Below are 20857 nucleotides of genomic sequence, written 5' to 3' on the forward strand. Positions count from 1 at the left end.
CTCCCTCAGAGGGCTTTTTCGCAGGGGTTACGCTTTGGCTTTTGCCACCGCAACCATTGCCGGACGTAGCAGACGGCCATTCAGCGTGTAGCCACGCTGCATCACCATCAGCACGTGGTTAGGCGCCACTTCTTCCGATTCAATCATCGACATCGCCTGATGGATTTCAGGATTGAACGGCACGTTAACTTCGCCTACCACTTCCACGCCGAACTTACGTACGGCACCCAGCAGAGACTTCAGCGTCAGATCGATCCCTTCAACCATCGCAGTCAGTTCAGGATTCTCTTTGTCGGAGACTTCCAGCGCACGTTCAAGGCTGTCGATAACCGGAAGCAGCTCGTTGGCAAATTTCTCAAGCGCGAATTTATGCGCTTTTTCGACGTCCAGCTCTACGCGGCGACGGATATTTTCAATCTCAGCCTGTGCGCGAACCTGAGCCTCGCGAACGCCGCCCTGGGCCTGCGCCAGCTGGGCTTCCAGTTCGGCAATGCGTTCATCACGGGGATCCACGCCTTCTGCCGCCCCGTCTTCCTGCTGTGGTGCCTGCTCCATCTCAATTTCGTCTGAGACTTGCTCGTTTGGTGTGTTCTGTTCTTTACTACTCATGAATTTCTCCGCGTTTATGCACATTCTTCTCGCTGGTTCGCTTATTATGGGGATCAGAATTGCGGTTTCAAGGGAACCCGTCACATTGTCTGAGGTAGTTTACCTCATGAGGAACGCCAGCATCATGAACACCCCTTTCCACTGCATTGGTATTGTCGGCCATCCGCGCCATCCTACCGCGCTGACCACGCATGAAATGCTCTATCGCTGGCTGACGGCAAAAGGCTATGCGGTGATTATTGAGGAGCAAATTGCCCGCGAGCTGAACCTGGCGAATGTGCAAACGGGGACGATGGCGGAGATCGGTCAGAATGCTGACCTGGCGGTCGTAGTGGGCGGTGATGGAAATATGCTGGGTGCCGCTCGCGTCCTTGCCCGCTACGATATCAAAGTGATCGGTATTAACCGCGGTAATCTGGGTTTTTTAACCGACCTCGACCCGGACAACGCGCAGCAACAGCTGGCCGACGTGCTGGAGGGCAACTACATCACCGAAAGCCGCTTTCTGCTGGAGGCTCAGGTGTGTCGTCAGGGGCGCGAACCGCGCATTGGTACGGCGATCAACGAAGTGGTGCTGCACCCCGGCAAGGTCGCCCACATGATTGAGTTTGAAGTCTACATCGACGAAACCTTTGCGTTTTCGCAACGCTCCGACGGCCTGATAATCTCCACGCCTACCGGGTCTACCGCTTATTCGCTCTCCGCCGGTGGGCCGATTCTAACGCCGTCGCTGGATGCCATCGCGATTGTACCGATGTTCCCGCACACGCTCTCTGCGCGCCCGCTGGTGATTAACAGCAGTAGCACCATCCGCCTGCGCTTTTCGGATCGACGAAGCGATCTTGAAGTCAGCTGTGACAGCCAGATTGCGCTGCCTATTCAGGAGGGCGAGGACGTGCTGATCCGCAGAAATGAGGACCACCTCAATCTGATTCATCCTCAAAACTATAATTATTTCAATACGCTAAGTTCCAAGCTGGGCTGGTCAAAAAAATTGTTTTAAAAACCGACGCCAGCTCTTTACTGGTTAAAAAACCAGTATATACTGTATGAAAAACCATATCTGTGTTTTCATACAGGAACGCTAACTATGCTGGCACAACTGACCATCAGTAACTTTGCGATTGTTCGTGAACTGGAAATCGATTTTCAGCGCGGTATGACCGCTATCACCGGCGAGACCGGCGCAGGTAAATCCATCGCCATTGATGCGCTGGGTCTTTGCCTCGGCGGCCGGGCTGAAGCAGATATGGTGCGTCAGGGTGCCACGCGGGCCGACATCTGCGCCCGCTTTTCGCTGAAGGATACCCCCTCTGCCCTGCGCTGGCTGGCTGAAAACCAGCTGGACGAGGGGAGCGAGTGCCTGCTGCGCCGGGTTATCAGCAGCGATGGCCGCTCACGCGGCTTTATCAACGGCACCGCCGTTCCCCTCTCACAGCTACGCGATCTGGGCCAGCATCTGATTCAGATCCACGGACAGCATGCTCATCAGCTCCTGTTAAAACCCGATCATCAGAAGACCCTGCTGGATGCCTACAGCGGCGAAAACGGGCTGATGCAGGAGATGAGCAGCAGCTATCGCCAGTGGCATCAAAGCTGCCGTACGCTGGCGCATCATCAGCAACTTTCGCAGGAGCGGGAGTCTCGCCGTGAACTGTTGCAGTACCAGCTAAAAGAGCTGAATGAATTTGCCCCCGTTGCCGGTGAATATGAAAATATTGACGAAGAGTACAAACGCCTGGCGAACAGTGGGCAACTGATCTCCACCGGTCAGCAGGCGCTGATGCTGCTGGCCGATGGCGAAAGTACCACGCTGCAAAACCAGCTTTATACCGCCCAGCAGCTGATCGGCGAACTGATCGGCATGGATGACAGGCTGAGCGGCGTAGCCAATCTGCTGGACGAGGCCGCCATCCAAATCAGCGAAGCCAGTGATGAACTCCGCCACTACTGCGAAAGGCTGGACCTGGATCCTAACCGCCTGCAAGAGCTTGAGCAGCGCCTGTCGCGTCAGATCGCGCTGGCGCGTAAACATCATATCGCGCCCGAAGAGCTGGCCGCGTTTCATCAGCAGCTGCTTGAAGAACAAACCCTGCTGGATCAGCAGGAGAGCGATCAGGCGGAGCTGGTGCAGGCGGTCACCGTCCATCATCAGGCCGCGATGGCCTGCGCAGAGCGCCTGCATCTTCGCCGGGCGCACTTCGCTCAGGAGCTTAGCGACCTTATTAGTGAGAGCATGCATGCCTTGTCCATGCCCCACGGTCAGCTTAGCATCGACGTTCAGTTTACGGCGGAGCATCTGACGGCAGAAGGCGCGGATCGCGTTGATTTCCGCGTCACCACGAACCCGGGCCAGCCGCTACAGCCGCTGTCTAAAGTGGCCTCTGGCGGTGAGCTTTCACGTATTGCGCTGGCGATTCAGGTGATTACTGCCCGTAAGATGGATACACCGGCGCTCATCTTCGATGAAGTGGACGTGGGTATCAGCGGTCCTACCGCGGCGGTAGTCGGTAAAATGCTGCGCCAGCTGGGTGAATCAACGCAGGTTATGTGCGTGACCCACCTGCCGCAGGTGGCGGGCTGTGGCAATCAGCATTTCTACGTCAGCAAAGAGACCGATGGTGCAATGACCGAAACGCATATGCAGCCGCTGGACAAGCGCGCGCGTCTGCAGGAGCTGGCGCGTTTGCTGGGCGGAAGCGAAGTAACCCGGAATACACTGGCTAACGCAAAAGAGCTTTTAGCAGCCTGATTGCCGCACTTTTTTTCGCCGCTGTGGTCATACCCCTGGTTCGCAGAGGTTTTAAACTGCGAAAAGGTTTATTATCATCGGCTTCTTACGCTGTAATCGTAGTGATAAACCGATACAGCCAGATGCTGGTGATTGATGCACGGGACATCTGGCGTTATTGTTACAGCCAGGCTGCATCCGGTCAGCCGCGCTTCATCTACATGAGTATGATGAACAGGTGCGGCAAAGACGGTCGGATGCGGACAGGCAAATAAAATAGCCAGATGCCCAAGGTGTTGGCCCGAAAAGGAATAAAGATACTTATGCGCTGTAAAACGCTGACTGCTGCGGCGGTGGTTCTTCTGATGATGACTGCTGGATGCTCCACTCTGGAACGAGTGGTTTACCGGCCAGATATCAACCAGGGTAACTACCTGGTTGCGAATGACGTTTCGAAAATTCACACTGGCATGACGCAACAGCAGGTAGCTTACACGCTGGGCACGCCGATGATGCACGATCCGTTTGGCAGCAACGTCTGGTACTACGTGTTCCGTCAGGAGCCGGGTCATCAGCCGGTCACTCAGCAGACGCTGACGCTGACCTTTGATGCCAACGGTACGCTGACGAACATTGATAACAAACCGACGCTGTCTGGCAAAAAAGCCTGATCGTGATTGCCGTTGAGATACCCTTCACGGCATGACATCCCGGCAGAAATAGTAAGGCGCTTATAGCGCCTTATTTTTTTGCTGCCCGCTCTGCCCGCTGACGGCGCAGCTCTTTCGGGTCCGCCAGCAGCGGACGATAAATTTCGACGCGATCGCCCGAGTGAACTTCGTCACCCGGTTTAACCGGGCGGCTGTAAATCCCCAGTTTATTACTGGCGGGATCGATATCGCTGCGCACCTCAAGAATGCCAGAGGCGCGAATGGCCTGCTCCACGGTGCTACCCTCCTCTACGCTTACCTGGTAGAGATATTGCTTATCGGGCAGCGCGTAAACCACTTCAACCAGGATATCAGCCACTGTAGACCTCTTTCGCGCGTTTGGTAAACGCCTGCACCATGCTGCTGGCCAGCTCTTTAAATATCCGACCAAATGCCATCTCTACCAGCATATTGGAGAATTCAAACTCCAGATTCAGCTCCACTTTACAGGCATCTTCGCTGAGCGAAGTAAACTGCCAGCCGCCGGTAAGCTTGCGAAACGGGCCGTCGACCAGCTGCATATGAATGCTCTGGTTCTCTGTTAGCGTGTTGCGCGTGACAAAGGTTTTACTGATCCCGGCCTTGGAAACGTCCACCGATGCCGTCATCTGCTGTTGACTGGCATCAAGTACGCGACTGCCGGTACAGCCTGGTAGAAATTCCGGATAGGCATCAACATCGTTTACCAGCCGGAACATTTGCTCAGCACTGAAGGGGACCAGCGCGGAACGACTAATCTGGGACATAACGTTTCCTGTTAATCTTCAACATTCGAATAATACCATCGCCGGGGATCAAACAAAAATTCTCAGCCGCCAGCGTTCTGCTAAAATAGCGCTTTTCTCCGCGCCTGTTGTTACAGGGGATGCCATCATTAACCGCTTCATGTACACTAAGTAGCACTATGACAAAGAAAAAAGCACATAAACCCGGTTCTGCTACCATTGCCATGAACAAGCGGGCCCGCCATGAATACTCCATTGAGGATGAGTTCGAAGCGGGGCTTTCGCTACAGGGATGGGAAGTTAAATCACTCCGTGCCGGTAAGGCCAATATCAGCGAAAGCTACATTATGCTGCGCGATGGAGAAGCCTACCTGTTCGGCGCCACCTTCCAGGCACTGATTGGTGCCTCTTCGCACGTGGTCTGCGATCCTACCCGCACCCGTAAGCTACTGTTGAAAGAGCGCGAGCTGGCGACCCTGTTCGAGAGAGCCAACCGCGATGGCTATACCATCGTGGCGCTGTCGCTCTACTGGAAAAATGCCTGGGCCAAACTGAAAATCGGCGTAGCCAAAGGTAAGCGAGAGCACGACAAGCGCGACGATATTAAAGATCGCGAATGGAAAACCGACAAAGCACGTATCATGAAACACGCCAACCGCTAAGCCTTTGCCTGGCAGGCGTTTTCTGTTATACTGCTATACAGTACTTGGGGCTGATTCTGGATTCGACAGGATTTGCGAAGCCCTAGGAGCATGCCGAGGGGCGGTTTGCCTCGTTAAAAGCCGCAAAAAAATAGTTGCAAACGACGAAAACTACGCACTAGCAGCTTAATAACCTGCTCAGAGCCCTCTCTCCCTAGCCTCCGCTCTTAGGACGGGGATCAAGAGAGGTCAAACCCAAAAGAGATCGTGTGGATGTCCTGCCTGGGGCTGAAGCATTAAATCCAATCAGGCTAGTTTGTTAGTAGCGTGTCCGTTCGCAGCTAACCGGCGAATGTAAAGACTGGACTAAGCATGTAGTGCCGACGGTGTAGTAATTCTGGACGCGGGTTCAACTCCCGCCAGCTCCACCAAATTCTTGGTCGATTGGTTACCAGACCCATTCGATGAAGTCCTGAAAGCCCGCAAGGCGTAAGCCCTGCGGGCTTTTTTGTGCCTGTCATCATCCCTCGCGATTCAGCTAAACCCGGCGGTAATTGGTATACGATAAAATGTATGCCAGTGACGGATAGCAATTCGCGCAGGATTGTACTGCATGGCACGGTAATCGCCCCGCCCAGGTTGCTAAATATGGTGCTGGCAAACCGCTATGACTGGCAGCTGTTCCTTGAGGTCACCGGCCCCGGCGGCAGCGGGAAAAGCGTGATGGCGTCCATTGCCCGCCTGCTGGCCGGAGAAGACAACACCACGGCCGCGACAATCGACACGCTGGAGTCGTCACGGGAACGTGCAAGCGTGGTCGGCTACCCATTAATTATCCTGCCCGACCAGGAGAAGTGGAGCGGCGACGGCGCGGGCATCAAGGCGATCACCGGCGACGACGCCGTGGCGATTGACCCGAAGTACCGTGACGCCTATTCAACCCACATCCCGGCGGTAATACTGGCGGTGAACAACAACCCGATGCGCTTCAGCGACCGCAGCGGCGGCGTATCGCGTCACCGGGTTATCCTGCCGTTCCCGGACGTCATACCGGCGAACGAACGTGATCCAAAGCTGCTGGAGAAGATTGCCGGTGAGCTGGTGGTTATTGTGCGCCACCTGATGCAGCGATTTACGAAACCGGACGATGCCCGCGAGCTCTGACAGGCGCAGCAGTCGTCAGAGGAAGCGCTGGAAATCAAGCGCAGCGCCGACCCGCTGGTCGACTTCTGCGGCTACCTGACGCCACTGAGCACGCCAACCGGCCTGTTTATCGGTAATGCGAATATCCGGCCAATGAACCCCAGGCGCTACCTGTATCACGCCTACCTTTCGTTTATGGAGGCCAGGGGCCATCAGTACCCCATGAGCCTGACGGCGTTCGGCCAGGCGGTGCCACAGACGCTGAAGGAGTACGAGATAGAACTGCTGAAGCGCAAAACGAAGAACGGCATCCAGACCAGCCTGGAGCTGAGCGAGGACTGCGAGGTCGACTGGCTGCCGCGCTGCGATGCATAAGCTATACGAAAAACACCAAACCGGCTCCGGCCGGTTTTTTTATGCCTGAAGGTGAACAGTGTTCACCCCGGGTGAAGAGTGGTGAAGAGTAGCGGCTTAAGCGATCACCACTTAACTATATGAATATAAATAATAAAATTGAAAGTTGAACAGGGTGAACACTTTTCCATAAAATCTTTTTTTTAGCCTGAAATGACTGAAATTAGCCCAATAGCACACTTTCCCATCACACCCTGAAAAGAGACTATTTTCATTCTCATTAGCATATTTGTTATATTCAGAAGATTATTCACCTTACAGAGACTGAAAATGGATACAGCTTTGCTTAGTGCGCTGGACTCAGACGGGAAAGCGAAATTTGAAAGTGCTGTAAATGCCCTACAAGGCGATATATCTGCGGCAGCGGCAAGACTCTCAGTCGATCCCCGACTGCGCCTTGAGTACTCTAAACGCATTAAAGCGATGGCCGAGGATCTCAGAGCCAAAGCAAATAGTGGCATCATCAGCTGGGAAAAAGCAGCAATGGAGGCTCAGGAAACCAGAAATCTGATAATGGATATGGTACGCACCCGGAGTACGCCGCTTGGTAGAGCCATGGCAGAAAGGATGAAGACTTCAGGCGTAACGCTTAATGAGTTAGTCGCCAAAAAAACTGCCTCAATGTTCGGGCCAAAAGCTACCTTTAACAGCTTATCAGAAACGCAAAAAAATCAGGTTTATGCCGCGATTGTAGAGTCAGCGGGCAAATCAAACCCTCAGGTTAACCTGAGAATGATGAAATTATCTCGTGCTGCTAAGGGCTTAATAGTTCTTTCTATCGGGGTATCAGTGTATGAAATATACACGGCAGACAATAAAGCTTCTGAAACCGGCAGGCAGGTTGCTATTAACGGAGCAGGTATTGCAGGCGGCTGGGCTGGCGGTGCTATTGCTGGGCTGATGTGTGGGCCTGGTGCGCCTGTATGCGTGTTATTGGGCGGATTTGCTGGCGGTGCTTTAGCCGCATGGGAAATGGGCAACTGGTGGAAATGAAGATGGAAGAAGTCACTACACTATCGCTATCGCTATCGGAAGTCAGTGAAGCAACAGATACCACTCAGGCTCGTTCTGAAATTCTGATTGGCGGCAACCCGACAGGGATTATCATCCCAGGAAAAGTACTTGAAGCTGCGATAAAGATTGATTCACGCCGCTATCTGTTATTCGTAACGGACGACGTAATTTTTGAAGAGATGCTGACGCTCCTGCTGCTGGATCTTTCTCAGGGCGTAATAGAGGAATTGACTATCGGAGGCGCTTATACTTCAGGCTACTTCGAGAATTTAAAGGTTTCACCCCACTCCGCAAGCTTCAGCTTTATTGGTGATGCCACATGGACAGTAAAAGTATCGGCATCTCCCATATTCAAATTGCCCTTTTCCGATCCTCGCGGTGTAAGCCGTCCAATGGGATTGAGAAAATACATTGATATCTCCGCTACCCCTGCGCCAGCCAGGGCTGACGGCAGCCGGTAAAACAATCTACAGCCTCTTTTCTTTATCGCCAGAACAGGCGGTCAATGTGGCAAGACAAAACAGCATTGGTATACGCTTAGGTATACCAATCAAAGTTGAATTCACGAAAACCATCTAAAAACATAAAGTTGACGTGAAAATTCAGATTCCGCCAGCCACCAAATTCTTGGTCGATTGGTTACCAGACCCATTCGATGAAGTCCTAAAAGCCCGCAAGGCGTAAGCCCTGCGGGCTTTTTTGTGCCTGTCATCATCCCTCGCGATTCAGCTAAACCCGGCGGTAATTGGTATACGATAAAATGTATGCCAGTGACGGATAGCAATTCGCGCAGGATTGTACTGCATGGCACGGTAATCGCCCCGCCCAGGTTGCTAAATATGGTGCTGGCAAACCGCTATGACTGGCAGCTGTTCCTTGAGGTCACCGGCCCCGGCGGCAGCGGGAAAAGCGTGATGGCGTCCATTGCCCGCCTGCTGGCCGGAGAGGACAACACCACGGCCGCCACTATCGACACGCTGGAGTCGTCCCGCGAACGTGCCAGCGTGGTCGGCTACTCATTAATAATCCTGCCCGACCAGGATAAGTGGAGCGGCGACGGCGCGGGCATTAAAACCATTACCGGCGGCGATGCCGTGGCGATTGACCCGAAATACCGCGACGCCTACTCGACGCACATCCCGGCGGTAATACTGGCGGTCAACAACAACCCGATGCGCTTCAGCGACCGCAGCGGCGGCGTATCGCGTCACCGGGTTATCCTGCCGTTCCCGGACGTCATACCGGCGAACGAACGTGATCCAAAGCTGCTGGAGAAGATTGCCGGTGAGCTGGTGGTTATTGTGCGCCACCTGATGCAGCGATTTACGAAACCGGACGATGCCCGCGAGCTCTGACAGGCGCAGCAGTCGTCAGAGGAAGCGCTGGAAATCAAGCGCAGCGCCGACCCGCTGGTCGATTTCTGCGGCTACCTGACGCCGCTCAGTGCACCAACCGGGCTGTTTATCGGCAACGCGAATATCCGGCCAATGAACCCCAGGCGCTACCTGTATCACGCCTACCTGTCGTTTATGGAGGCCAGGGGCCATCAGTACCCCATGAGCCTGACGGCGTTCGGCCAGGCGGTGCCACAGACGCTGAAGGAGTACGAGATTGAATTACTGAAGCGCAAAACGAAGAACGGAATTCAGACCAGCCTGGAGCTGAGCGAAGACTGCGAGGCCGACTGGCTGCCGCGCTGTGATGCATAAGCCAGACGATAAACACCAAACCGGCCCCGGCCGGTTTTTTTATGCCTGAAGGTGAACAGTGTTCACCCCGGGTGAAGAGTGGTGAAGAGTAGCGGCTTAAGCGATCGCCACTTAACTATATGAATATAAATAATAAAATTGAAAGGTGAACAGGGTGAACATTTTTCCATAAAATCTGTTTTTTAGCTGTCAGTGGAGCTAAAACCTGAAATACGGATACAATCTGGCCGCGTATCTACTATTTAGATGAGGTTTCATTATGGATGATGGCATAAAAATCGTGATGTCCCCGGTTCAGCTTGCTGCTGTGCTGTCCGACAAATCTGTGACTGAGGGGGAGACCCTCAGTAATCGTTTATATGGCGGCCTTGGCCTTGTCATGGGAACGCTTGAGCTGGCGGGAGCAACTGCGCTTTGCATTGCACCTGAGCCTACCGGGCTGACAAAAGCAGCCTGTGTAATTGTTGGCGCACACAGCATGGACAGCATTAATACCGCTGCCGATCAGGTTTTGTCCGGTAAAAATGTGCGCAGCGCTACCTATCGTGCATCTGTAGAGATGGCTAAACAGTTTGGTGCCGATGATGAAACTGCATGGAAAGTAGGTTTGACCGTTGATGTGGCCGTGCCTATTGCTCTTTCACTGGGGCTGGGAGCTGCAAGGGTTGCTGCCGTCCGTATCGGACGAATTAAATTAATTGAGCATGAATCTGTTACAGGATTAAAACCCGGCGGCCATACGATCCTAAAGCATGTTGGTAAGTCACAGCAGGAGCTCCACGAACGAATTATCAAATCAAATGGAGTGCTGGATCTGTCTGGTTCGTTCTCATCGCTGGATATTGCCGAAACAGCCATCTCAAAAGCACTACATAATAACCGTGAATGGATAAAGGTATGGGCTGCAAGTACCCCGAGACATAATTTAACCATTACCTATGATATGGGGAAACCGGTTGGCTATGTTGTTCAGAAAGGCACCGATATTGCTTATAAAGCAACTAAAATCAGGGTTGCGCTTAAGTATCAAACTTATAACAATAAACCCTATTACATAATTACTTCCTTCCCAGATAAGTGAGATGCATATGAGCCGTGCCCCTCTTGCCCCAAATTTGGATCTATGTCTTGTAGGTACACTCAACCAGGACTTCGACTACATAACTGGCGCGGATACGATGGACGGTGCCATTGATGTAGTCGTTGACGAAGCTTCGCCAGAAGAACGAAGAGATTTGCGCAAAGAGATTACTGACTTTCTACAGCTTTCAGATGAAGAGATAGAAGCAGAATTTGCTGAGCGCTGGAAAGATATCTCACCGGATTACGCTAAGAGTTTCCTGATGTATTTCCTTGAAAGCATCAATAGGTATGGTGACCATTGAGAGCTTCATAAACAGGCATTGGTATACGCTTAGGTATACCAATAAAATCTGAATTCAAGAAAACCATCTAAAAACATAAACTTGCCGAAAAAATTCCGATTCCGCCAGCGACCAGACCCATTCGATGAAGTCCTGAAAGCCCGCAAGGCGTAAGCCCTGCGGGCTTTTTTTATTTCTGTAAACCTTACGAAATGATCCGTCTGAATCCAGAGATAATTGCCCGGCTCAAACGGCAACTGGCGGAACAGGCCGGGGAGTTGGCCATCCTCCTAAAGGCCGCGAGATAATTCGCGAAGCGCCTGAAATGAACTATGTCTTCATTGACAATCACCAGGTTGGATTCAGTATCAAAGCCATGTGCCATATGTTACGGGTCGCGTGCTGTTATCGGCTGGTCAATGTCATCGCGCATGACGGCACAACTGGCCCGTGAGGGACTACAGATGGCGTTGTGGCGACGAAAACGTCCGGAAAATGCCATTGTTCATACAGACCGGGGCGGACAATACTGCTCAGAGGATTATCAGGCGCTACTGAAACGGCATAATCTGCGGGGTAGCATAAGCGCAAGAGGCAACTGTTACGAGAATGCCTGTGTGGAAAGCTTCTTTCACTCGCTGAAAGTGGCATGCATTCACGGAGAATGATTTACCCGTTGGTAAATCATGCGCACGGCGGTATTTAATTATACAGAGGGCGATTACAATCGCTGGCGACGCCACAATGCATGTGGTGGACTCAGTACGGAACAGTTTGAAAACCAGAACCTCGCTTAGGAGCCTGACCACATTACGCGGGTAGGATCATGACCGGTGGGGTTTATGGCGGTGCAGCTATGATGGGTGTATGTACAGGTATAGGTGTAGCCACTGTCGGAGTAGGAGGTGTTGCATGCGCAGCCGTAGGTTCTGTGATTGGTGGGTATATGGTAAGCACGGGCGCAGAAACAATCATCAATAAAGTAATAGAATATTATGATAAATAATCAAATGTTAGCACACGCAGCGTTATTTTTTGGACTGGCAGGCAGTGGTTTAATATTCCTTTCGTTTTTGATCTATGTAGTAAAAAGACAGGATTATTATAAGTTAGTCTCATCCTATACGAATAAATACGACTTCCCTGCTCCATATTCTTTCTACCATATGGTCGGTTTTTTTGGAGCGTTCCCGGTAATTCGATTCTTTATAAAATTAAGCCAGAAAAAGAAAATGTATTTTTTAGATCACACTAATCCTGCTTATTCTTTTTTTGATGATAATCGGTTAAAAATTCATTCATGGATGAAGCTCTTTACCTTTTTATGGCTTACGGCGACGGCGTGTCTTGTCTTTTTCGCTTTTTTTGGCCTGCTTTTACCGTGGTTATCGCAGTGGACCTATCAGATATAGAATCATTGCGCAAAATTCGCATTCATTTTTTATCACCCGATGATAGTCCGCAGACATCAGAAATAAAATAGAGTTAATAAAATAAGCTTAGGAAGGGAAAAGGACAACGTTTAGCACGTAACGACACTCCCCTGTCACTTAAAACCATAAAACTTAAATTAATAACTGACCAGTATGACTCCTAAATCCTACAGATGTAGGATGAAGACTACGACAATAAATCTTTCCTCTCATACTTTAAAATTAACATTGGAAGTATACTTATTTTCCGCTAAAAATGATGACTGCGTGATATAAGTTAACCATGGGCCAGCATTGAAATAAAATAACTTCTGTCAATATTCTTTAATCAGGATATCGCTGGCCGTGAAATGCTTTATGTCTCTCAGGGTATTCATATTTATAATTTAAGGTAATGTTTACATGTCATATCCACTAACTGGAATAAAAGTTTTAGACTTTACGGGTGTTCAATCAGGGCCATCCTGTACGCAAATGCTGGCATGGTTTGGTGCTGATGTTATAAAAATTGAAAGACCGGGCGTTGGGGATGTTACCCGCCACCAGCTGCGCGATATCCCCGATATCGATGCTCTTTATTTCACTATGCTCAACAGTAATAAGCGTTCCATTGAATTAAACACTAAAACGCCGGAAGGCAAAGAGGTGATGGAAAAACTTATTCGAGAAGCAGATGTTCTGGTGGAAAACTTTCATCCGGGTGCGATGGATCATATGGGCTTCACATGGGAGTATATTCAGGAAATTAATCCCCGATTAATTTTCGGTTCGATTAAGGGTTTTAATGACTGCTCGCCATACGTAAATGTTAAAGCGTATGAAAACGTCGCTCAGGCCGCAGGTGGTGCAGCGTCAACCACAGGTTTTTGGGACGGCCCACCGTTAGTCAGCTCAGCAGCATTAGGAGACAGCAATACCGGGATGCATCTGCTGATTGGATTGCTGGCCGCGTTGCTACACCGGGAAAAAACGGGCCGTGGACAGCGTGTTACCATGTCTATGCAGGATGCAGTTCTGAACCTGTGCCGTGTCAAATTGCGCGATCAGCAGCGTCTTGAAAAAGTCGGTTACCTTGAAGAGTACCCTCAATACCCGAATGGTAAATTCGGCGATGCAGTGCCTCGTGGTGGCAATGCAGGCGGTGGCGGCCAGCCTGGCTGGATCCTGAAATGTAAAGGGTGGGAAACCGATCCAAACGCCTATATCTATTTCACCATACAGGAACAGAACTGGGAAAACACCTGTAAAGCGGTTAATAAACCTGAATGGATTAATGATGCGGCTTATAGCACCGCAGCTGCACGCCAACCTCATATATTTGATATCTTCGCTGAAATTGAAAAACACCTGTCAAAAATGGACAAGCATGAAGCCGTGGCATATTTAAGCCAGTACGATGTACCCTGCGCTCCAGTATTAAGCATGAAAGAAATTGCGCGTGATACCTCTTTGCGTGAAAGCGGAAGTGTGGTGGAAGTTGAACAGCCTCAGCGCGGTAAATATCTTACCGTGGGTTGCCCGATGAAATTCTCTGGATTTACGCCGGATATTAAAGCTGCACCATTATTAGGCCAGCACACAGACGATATTCTTAAAGAACTGGGTTATAACGAAGAAGAAATTAACGTTATGCGTACCCATAAAGCCATTTGATATTGCGGGGAGCCGTCAGGCTCCTCCTGCCAGTTAAAACATTGAGGTTTATATGTCTGAGCAAGCCCGCTTGACAGATGGTATGCATATCATCGTCGAAGCACTGAAGAAAAATAATATCCATACTATTTACGGCGTCGCCGGCATTCCAGTAACCGATTTGGCCCGTCATGCACAAGCGGAAGGCATCCGTTATATTGGTTTTCGTCATGAACAGTCCGCGGGATATGCCGCTGCGATTAGCGGTTTTATCACTCAAAAACCGGGTATCTGCCTCACCGTGTCAGCCCCCGGTTTCCTGAATGGTTTGACAGCCCTGGCGCATGCGACGGTAAATGGTTTTCCAATGATTCAAATCAGCGGTTCTAGCAATCGCGCAATCGTCGACCTCCAGCAGGGAGACTACGAAGAGCTGGACCAGATGAACGCGGCGAAGCCTTATGCTAAAGCGTCTTATCGCGTTAACCGGCCCGAAGATTTAGGCATTGCACTGGCGCGCGCCATCCGTGCCGCTGTCTCTGGACGTCCGGGCGGCGTTTATCTGGATTTAACCGCCGAGGTTCTTGCAGCGCCACTGGAGAAAGATGCCGCAGCAAAATCGATTTTCGCTGTTGAAAATGCTGCGCCGCAATACCCCCCCTGCCCCTCTTCGGTAAATCGTGCGCTTAGTTTACTGGCGAGCGCAAAGCGCCCATTGATCATCCTCGGTAAAGGCGCAGCATATTCGCAGGCCGATGGGCCTATTCGCGACTTTATTGAGACGACTCAGATTCCTTTTTTACCCATGTCGATGGCAAAAGGATTGCTGGAAGATACGCACCCGCAGTCGGCTGCCACCGCCAGATCTTTCGTACTGGCGAACGCGGATGTGGTGATGTTAGTGGGCGCCCGCCTTAACTGGCTGTTATCGCATGGTAAAAAAGGCTGGGCTCAGGATACACAGTATATTCAGTTAGAAATTGATCCCCAGGAGATAGACAGCAACCGCCCCATTGCGGCCCCGGTGGTCGGCGATATTGCATCCAGCATGCAGGCATTTGTCAGCAAAGTTCTGGAACATCCTGTCGTTGCTCCCCGTGACTGGATTGAATCACTGGACCAGCACCGGCAGCAGAACGTGGCAAAAATGCACGACAAGCTCTACACCGAAACGCCGCAGTTAAACTATTTCAATGCATTGCGTGCCATACGAGATGTGCTTGATGAAAACCGCGATATCTATGTTGTGAACGAGGGGGCAAATACCCTTGATAATGCTCGTAATATCATCAATATGTATAAGCCCCGCAGGCGTCTTGACTGTGGTACCTGGGGTGTGATGGGCGTTGGACTGGGCTACGCTATCGGCGCTGCGGTCACATCTGGTAAACCCGTACTGGCGATTGAGGGAGACAGCGCATTTGGTTTCAGTGGTATGGAGATTGAAACGATTTGTCGCTATAAGCTGCCGGTAACCGTGGTCATTTTCAATAACGGCGGCATTTATCGCGGCGACGGCGTGAACCTCAGCGGCGGCATGGACCCTTCTCCGACGGATCTCCTGCACCATGCGCGTTATGAAAGAATTGCTGAAGCTTTTGGTGGAATGGGTCACCACGTTACGACGGCACCTGAACTTCAGGAGGCCATAACGACCAGCCTTAATTCAGGCCAACCTACGATCATTAATGTAGTCATTGATCCTGCGGCGGGTACGGAGAGCGGACATATTACCCAGCTTAATCCTAAGCAAATCCAGTAAAACTTTTTTCAGCCTTTTCATTACCGCACCACTTCTCGCTGTTAAAGTGGTGCAACATTACGGATATCGTCATGTTTAGCTTTTTTTTGAGTGATTTATTACCCATCATTGTGGTGATGCTATTAGGTTATGCCAGTGGTAAGCGCCATACGTTTTCTGAAGAACAGGCGCGCGCGCTAAATAAATTAGTGCTTAATTTCGCCTTGCCCGCTGCCTTATTTGTCTCTATTGCGCGTGCTGACAGGGATATGATATTTGCCGATACCCGGATGACAATCGTCGCGTTTATTGTTGTACTCGGCTGCTTTTTTTTCTCATGGTTCGGCTGCTATACCTTTTTTAAACGTACCCGTGCAGAAGCGGCTGTCTGCGCGCTCATTGCCGGTTCTCCTACCATTGGTTTTCTCGGATTTGCAGTACTTGATCCGATTTATGGTGACTCCGTAAAAACGGGCCTGGTCGTCGCGATTATCTCGATTATCGTTAACGCTATTACTATTCCTATTGGACTCTATTTGCTTAATCCCTCTGCAAGAGACGACGATAAGGGGAGTAGCGGAAAAAGTGCTCTTGTTTCGGCATTTAAAGAACCCGTGGTATGGGCCCCCGTACTGGCTACAGCATTAGTCTTGCTCGGTATCAAAATACCCAATGCGTGGGATCCTTGCTTTAACTTGATAGCACAAACGAATTCTGGCGTAGCCGTATTTGCGGCGGGTTTGACGCTGGCTGCACATAAATTCGAATTCAGCCTGGAGATTGTTTACAACACCTTGCTAAAACTGATTTTAATGCCGCTGTTGATGCTATTGGTTGGGTGGCTGGTCCACGTTGATGCGCAACAATTGCAGATGATGGTGCTGGCTGGCGCATTACCGCCTGCATTCTCGGGTATTATTATTGCCAGCCGCTTTAATATATATACCCGCACAGGGACCGCATCGCTGGCTGTTAGCGTGTTGGGGTTCATTGTCACAGCGCCCATGTGGATTTATATCAGTCGTCTTGTTGCCTGACCCATGATTTTTGAACGATGATAATAATAGCATCTGTATAGAATACCTTCCGATAATGCCGGGCAATTCGCCGCTCCGGCATTTACAGTAAGAGATCATTATTATGAATGAATCAATTTCTAAAGGGCCTTTTGATGGCCTGTTAATTATTGACCTGACACATGTTCTGAACGGTCCATTTGGCACACAGATCCTGTGTGACTTAGGCGCTCGCGTGATTAAAGTTGAGCAGCCTGGCCACGGTGATGATACCCGAACTTACGGTCCTTATGTTGACGGTCAATCCCTCTATTATAGTTTTGTAAACCGCGGCAAGGAGAGTGTTGTACTCAATTTAAAAGAGGATAAAGACCGCGCAATATTTATCAATATGCTACAAAAGGCAGATGTCCTTGCCGAAAACTTCCGTCCAGGAACCATGGAAAAGCTGGGCTTTTCCTGGGAGGCATTGCAAAAAATAAATCCCCGGCTGATTTACGCCTCATCATCAGGTTTTGGGCATACCGGTCCGATGAGAAATGCTCCCGCTTATGACACTATCATTCAGGCAATGAGCGGAATTATGATGGAAACCGGTTTTGCCGATGGCCCGCCCGTGAGAGTAGGAACATCCCTGTCGGACCTGTGTGCAGGCGTCTATATGTTTTGCGGCATTGCCAGCGCGCTTTATGGACGCGAAAAAAAAGGCCGGGGAGCGCATGTTGATATCGCGATGTTTGATTCCACGTTGTCATTCCTCGAGCACGGTTTGATGGCATATATTGCGACAGGAAAATCACCGGAGCGGTTAGGTAATCGTCATCCTTATATGGCACCTTTTGATGTATTCAATACTCAGGATAAACCCGTCACGATTTGCTGCGGTAATGACAGCTTATTCCAGGCTTTATGCAAGGCATTGGATCTTGAGGCTCTGCCAGCGGATCCGCGTTTTGCCAGTAATGTGATGCGAGTGCAAAATCAAGCTCAACTGAAAATGAAGCTTGAAAGCGTTCTGAACACCCAACCTGCTGATTACTGGTTAAGCCGTATTCACCAGGCAGGCGTGCCAGTTGCCCCCTTGCTGAGCGTATCAGAGGCCATGGAGTTACCTCAAACACAGGCCAGAAATATGCTGGTCGAAGCTGGCGGAATTCGGATGCCAGGTAATCCAATCAAAATAAGTGGTTATCCCGATCCACATATTCGTCCCGGTGCCGCTGCACTAGACCAGGATGGAGTGAAAATACGCCAGGAGTTTAATTAAACCCGGCCTCCGGTCTGGGGATAACAATCTGTTCATGACTTGTAAGTGATGAACAGATTGTCACTCCGGTGCCATTATATGCGGATACCGGCTGTCACATGCCCAAACAAACTCTTCCAGCGCCTGTACGCCCACTTTTTGAGTGGAGCCTGTTAGTGGCGCCTGATAGTATGACGCTGATGAACATATAATTAACATCATACCAGGCTAATCACCGGGAAACAGTTCAGCAGCGCAATGATGCTGATAGTTCCCCGTGTGTTGAACGCATCAGTTAACAACGACTAGTATAAATTCTATTTTTATTAATTTAACCACAAGTATTTCCATCCATCTGATTTACAATGTTTTTTTGGGACAGTATACGCAATTATTTTTTTGACAAAATAACCTCGGGCAAGTAATGTTTTTGATGAGCATTGATGCTCATCAAAAACATATGAAGGAGTATTGTAATGACTATCCGCCTATTGGTATCGGATGAGTGCCTCATGATTTCAGGTGCTAATGCCAACTCTAATTATGAAGGTATCAGAGCAAACAGGAATAACAGTCGTGGTGGAGCACCTAACAGTTGTGCAAATAACATTGGCATAGGTGCAATCCTCGGATCTCTTTCAGGTATCGCTGCAGGCCCTGCAGGAGTGATTGGGATGGCAACCTTAGGTGGAATTACAGCCGGGCTGGGATCCTGTAATAATAGCCCATACAATGGTAATAATAGCAAAGGCGGGGGTAGAAACGGTGGACCTAATTATGGAGCGCAATGTACGTGGTAAATAAGGATGATACTGTATCAAAAAGGAGTGCCCGCCTTCGATCTCCACGCCTAAGATACAATTTAATAACTGCTTTATGGATATTAACTCTGGGCCTGATTTCCAGTAAGACCAACCTTAGTGGTAGCAGCCTGATTTCGCATCCCTGGGATTTACTATCCTGGATATTTATAATAATTGGCGCCAGATCTTTTTACGACTATGTTTTTAAATTTTTTGATTGGTATAATTTAAAGTAGTTTTTAGAGGGTCTAAAAAAGACCCTCCTTCACCGTCTCGATGAAATAACGCGCTGGTTTATGTAAATGTGTTAGTTCTGTGGTTTTAGCTAACTCTGTTCCGGCCAGGCCGATGCTAAAACTGTTCCACTGAGTGCAACAGGTGGAGCCATGCAGATAGCCCCCCGGGCGCAGGGATGCGCGAGCTGAGGCACCAGGGGGGATTCATACTCTCATTTCATGCCAACCGCAGCATGACGGCGATAATCATTTTTCTTCCTTAATGTGGGCAATATGGGTCTTTTCCAGCCACCCAATCGGCCAATTGGCCCCTGCAATTTGGCCTCGGCGAAGGCCGCCTTCACCCGGGATCAATTTTTTATATCCTAATGTCTTGTTTTAGCTGAAATTAGCTAAATTACCTCGCTGAAGAATAAAGGCAAAAGCCATTTTTTTTGTTAAAATTGCACTCATTGTTCAGACTCTGCCAGTTTTTCCCGTATCGCCGTCTGTGTTATTGATACGAAAAGCGGCTGAAATAAGGTATAAAGCCGCATGAAAATCCCAAACAGAATCCAACCTCTGGTCGATGATGGCCTGATAGACGATGTACTCCAGCGGCTGAAAAGCGGTAAGGAAGCAGATGTCTACACCGTTTTATGCGGTGAAGAGGTGCGCTGCGCCAAAGTCTATAAAGAAGCCACGCAGCGAAGCTTTAAGCAGGCCGTGCAGTACCAGGAGGGACGTAAAGTCCGTAACACGCGTAATACCCGCGCCATGCAGAAGGGTTCGAAATTCGGCCGCAAGCAGCAGGAGGAGTCCTGGCAGACGGCGGAGGTCGATGCGTTATTCCGCCTTGCCAACGCAGGCGTACGCGTACCTCAGCCCTATATGTGTATTGACGGCGTGTTGTTGATGGAGCTGGTGACCGGTGTGGATGGCGGCGTTGCGCCACGCCTTAGCGATGTGATTTTGTCGCAGGAGAGTGCCGTTGCTGATTTTGATACGATGATCCGCAATATCGTGCGCATGCTGTGTGCAGGCATTGTTCATGGTGATTTATCGGAGTTTAACGTGCTGCTGGATGGCCAGGGCCCGGTGATTATCGACCTGCCTCAGGCTGTCGACGCTGCGGCAAACAACCATGCTGAATCAATGTTTATGCGTGATGTGGACAACATCACTACTTATTACGCTCAGTTCGCCCCGGAATTATTGCAAACACGTTATGCGAAAGAAATCTGGATGCTGTATGAAGATGGAAAATTAACGCCAGAGACGCCGCTAACCGGTTTGTTTGTTGAAGAGGCGCATGATGTGGATATGGACTCCCTGATGGATGAAATTATTTCAGCAGAAGATGAGTACTATGAGCGTCAGCGGGCAATGAAAGAACGAGACACTTAAATCCGTGACGAAAAAATATAAATTTACGGTTATGCGTACTCGTTCAGGGCTGTAAATCCTCAACATACGTTTTTGTCGCCGCGTCACTGCCATCTGCTCCGTTTATGAGGTTGAAGTGAGTAATCACTTCGATCTGATAAGAGTTGGGATTTTTAGTACTGCCAGCCACATGCACTTCGTTTATCACTGCCCTTTCCCTGCCAACACTGGTATTCATTTAGCTTTAAAGCTACAAATGTAATGACAAAGGCTTAGTGCACTTATATTCCATTGGTTATTGCATTTATCGCTTTTTCCCTAAGCC

The 20857-nt window shown here is 50.1% G+C and carries 17 protein-coding genes, 1 other RNA gene and 3 pseudogenes; 18 read left to right on the forward strand and 3 right to left on the reverse strand.

Annotated features, from left to right (window positions below):
* Positions 1–27: 27 nt before the first annotated feature.
* A complete protein-coding gene (gene grpE / locus AAGR22_RS16695) occupies positions 28–609 on the reverse strand; it encodes a nucleotide exchange factor GrpE (RefSeq protein WP_067709550.1) in 582 nt (193 codons plus the stop codon).
* Between the two features lie 124 nt (positions 610–733).
* On the opposite strand from grpE, the gene nadK reads away from it, so the two are divergent.
* The 3 genes from nadK (at position 734) to bamE (ending at position 4011) form a co-directional block, all read left to right on the forward strand.
* Positions 734–1612, forward strand: coding sequence for an NAD(+) kinase (gene nadK / locus AAGR22_RS16700; protein WP_067709666.1), 879 nt, complete (start codon positions 734–736; stop codon positions 1610–1612).
* Positions 1613–1699: 87 nt separating this feature from the next.
* Positions 1700–3361, forward strand: coding sequence for a DNA repair protein RecN (gene recN / locus AAGR22_RS16705; RefSeq protein ID WP_345828610.1), 1662 nt, complete (start codon positions 1700–1702; stop codon positions 3359–3361).
* Between the two features lie 302 nt (positions 3362–3663).
* Positions 3664–4011, forward strand: a complete 348-nt coding sequence (gene bamE, locus AAGR22_RS16710; protein WP_067709555.1) for an outer membrane protein assembly factor BamE — start codon at positions 3664–3666, stop codon at positions 4009–4011.
* A gap of 70 nt (positions 4012–4081) precedes the next feature.
* On the opposite strand, the gene AAGR22_RS16715 is transcribed toward bamE, so the two are convergent.
* Positions 4082–4369 (reverse strand): RnfH family protein, encoded by a 288-nt coding sequence (locus AAGR22_RS16715; protein ID WP_345828613.1) that lies wholly within the window; start codon positions 4367–4369, stop codon positions 4082–4084.
* Positions 4362–4796 (reverse strand): type II toxin-antitoxin system RatA family toxin, encoded by a 435-nt coding sequence (locus AAGR22_RS16720; RefSeq protein WP_067709560.1) that lies wholly within the window; start codon positions 4794–4796, stop codon positions 4362–4364. The genes AAGR22_RS16715 and AAGR22_RS16720 overlap by 8 nt, the downstream gene beginning before the upstream one ends.
* Before the next feature lie 158 nt (positions 4797–4954).
* On the opposite strand from AAGR22_RS16720, the gene smpB reads away from it, so the two are divergent.
* From smpB to AAGR22_RS16795, 15 genes and pseudogenes are all read left to right on the forward strand, one after another.
* A complete protein-coding gene (gene smpB / locus AAGR22_RS16725; RefSeq protein WP_067709562.1) occupies positions 4955–5437 on the forward strand; it encodes an SsrA-binding protein SmpB in 483 nt (160 codons plus the stop codon).
* A gap of 46 nt (positions 5438–5483) precedes the next feature.
* Positions 5484–5847, forward strand: a transfer-messenger RNA (tmRNA) gene (ssrA, locus tag AAGR22_RS16730).
* A gap of 217 nt (positions 5848–6064) precedes the next feature.
* A pseudogene (locus tag AAGR22_RS16735) lies at positions 6065–6934 on the forward strand (primase-like DNA-binding domain-containing protein); the annotation flags it as partial.
* 309 nt (positions 6935–7243) lie between these two features.
* A complete protein-coding gene (locus AAGR22_RS16740) occupies positions 7244–7966 on the forward strand; it encodes a hypothetical protein (RefSeq protein ID WP_345828616.1) in 723 nt (240 codons plus the stop codon).
* A gap of 2 nt (positions 7967–7968) precedes the next feature.
* Positions 7969–8448, forward strand: a complete 480-nt coding sequence (locus AAGR22_RS16745; RefSeq protein WP_345828617.1) for a hypothetical protein — start codon at positions 7969–7971, stop codon at positions 8446–8448.
* A gap of 378 nt (positions 8449–8826) precedes the next feature.
* A pseudogene (locus AAGR22_RS16750) lies at positions 8827–9696 on the forward strand (primase-like DNA-binding domain-containing protein); the annotation flags it as partial.
* A gap of 259 nt (positions 9697–9955) precedes the next feature.
* Positions 9956–10777 carry an RNase A-like domain-containing protein gene (locus AAGR22_RS16755; protein WP_345828618.1) on the forward strand — a complete coding sequence of 274 codons (822 nt, stop codon included), beginning with the start codon at positions 9956–9958 and terminating at the stop codon, positions 10775–10777.
* A 1-nt stretch (position 10778) separates the two neighbouring features.
* Complete coding sequence (locus AAGR22_RS16760; protein ID WP_345828619.1) at positions 10779–11081, forward strand: contact-dependent growth inhibition system immunity protein; 303 nt, start codon at positions 10779–10781, stop codon at positions 11079–11081.
* Positions 11082–11296: 215 nt separating this feature from the next.
* A pseudogene (locus AAGR22_RS16765) lies at positions 11297–11857 on the forward strand (IS3 family transposase); the annotation flags it as partial.
* Positions 11858–12055: 198 nt separating this feature from the next.
* A complete protein-coding gene (locus AAGR22_RS16770) occupies positions 12056–12472 on the forward strand; it encodes a hypothetical protein (protein WP_345828621.1) in 417 nt (138 codons plus the stop codon).
* A gap of 423 nt (positions 12473–12895) precedes the next feature.
* Entirely contained in the window at positions 12896–14146 is a 1251-nt protein-coding gene (frc, locus tag AAGR22_RS16775; protein ID WP_345828623.1) for a formyl-CoA transferase, read from the forward strand.
* A gap of 52 nt (positions 14147–14198) precedes the next feature.
* Positions 14199–15887 (forward strand): oxalyl-CoA decarboxylase, encoded by a 1689-nt coding sequence (oxc, locus tag AAGR22_RS16780; protein ID WP_345828625.1) that lies wholly within the window; start codon positions 14199–14201, stop codon positions 15885–15887.
* A 71-nt stretch (positions 15888–15958) separates the two neighbouring features.
* Positions 15959–16903 carry a transporter YfdV gene (gene yfdV, locus AAGR22_RS16785; protein ID WP_345828627.1) on the forward strand — a complete coding sequence of 315 codons (945 nt, stop codon included), beginning with the start codon at positions 15959–15961 and terminating at the stop codon, positions 16901–16903.
* Positions 16904–17006: 103 nt separating this feature from the next.
* On the forward strand, positions 17007–18149 hold the full coding sequence (gene yfdE / locus AAGR22_RS16790; RefSeq protein WP_345828629.1) for a CoA:oxalate CoA-transferase: 1143 nt from the start codon (positions 17007–17009) through the stop codon (positions 18147–18149).
* 1552 nt (positions 18150–19701) lie between these two features.
* Positions 19702–20553: a PA4780 family RIO1-like protein kinase gene (locus AAGR22_RS16795; RefSeq protein ID WP_067709601.1), complete on the forward strand. Its 852-nt coding sequence runs from the start codon at positions 19702–19704 to the stop codon at positions 20551–20553.
* The last annotated feature ends 304 nt before the right edge of the window (positions 20554–20857 follow it).

This window comes from Erwinia sp. HDF1-3R, assembly GCF_039621855.1.
Taxonomy (GTDB): Bacteria; Pseudomonadota; Gammaproteobacteria; order Enterobacterales; family Enterobacteriaceae; genus Erwinia.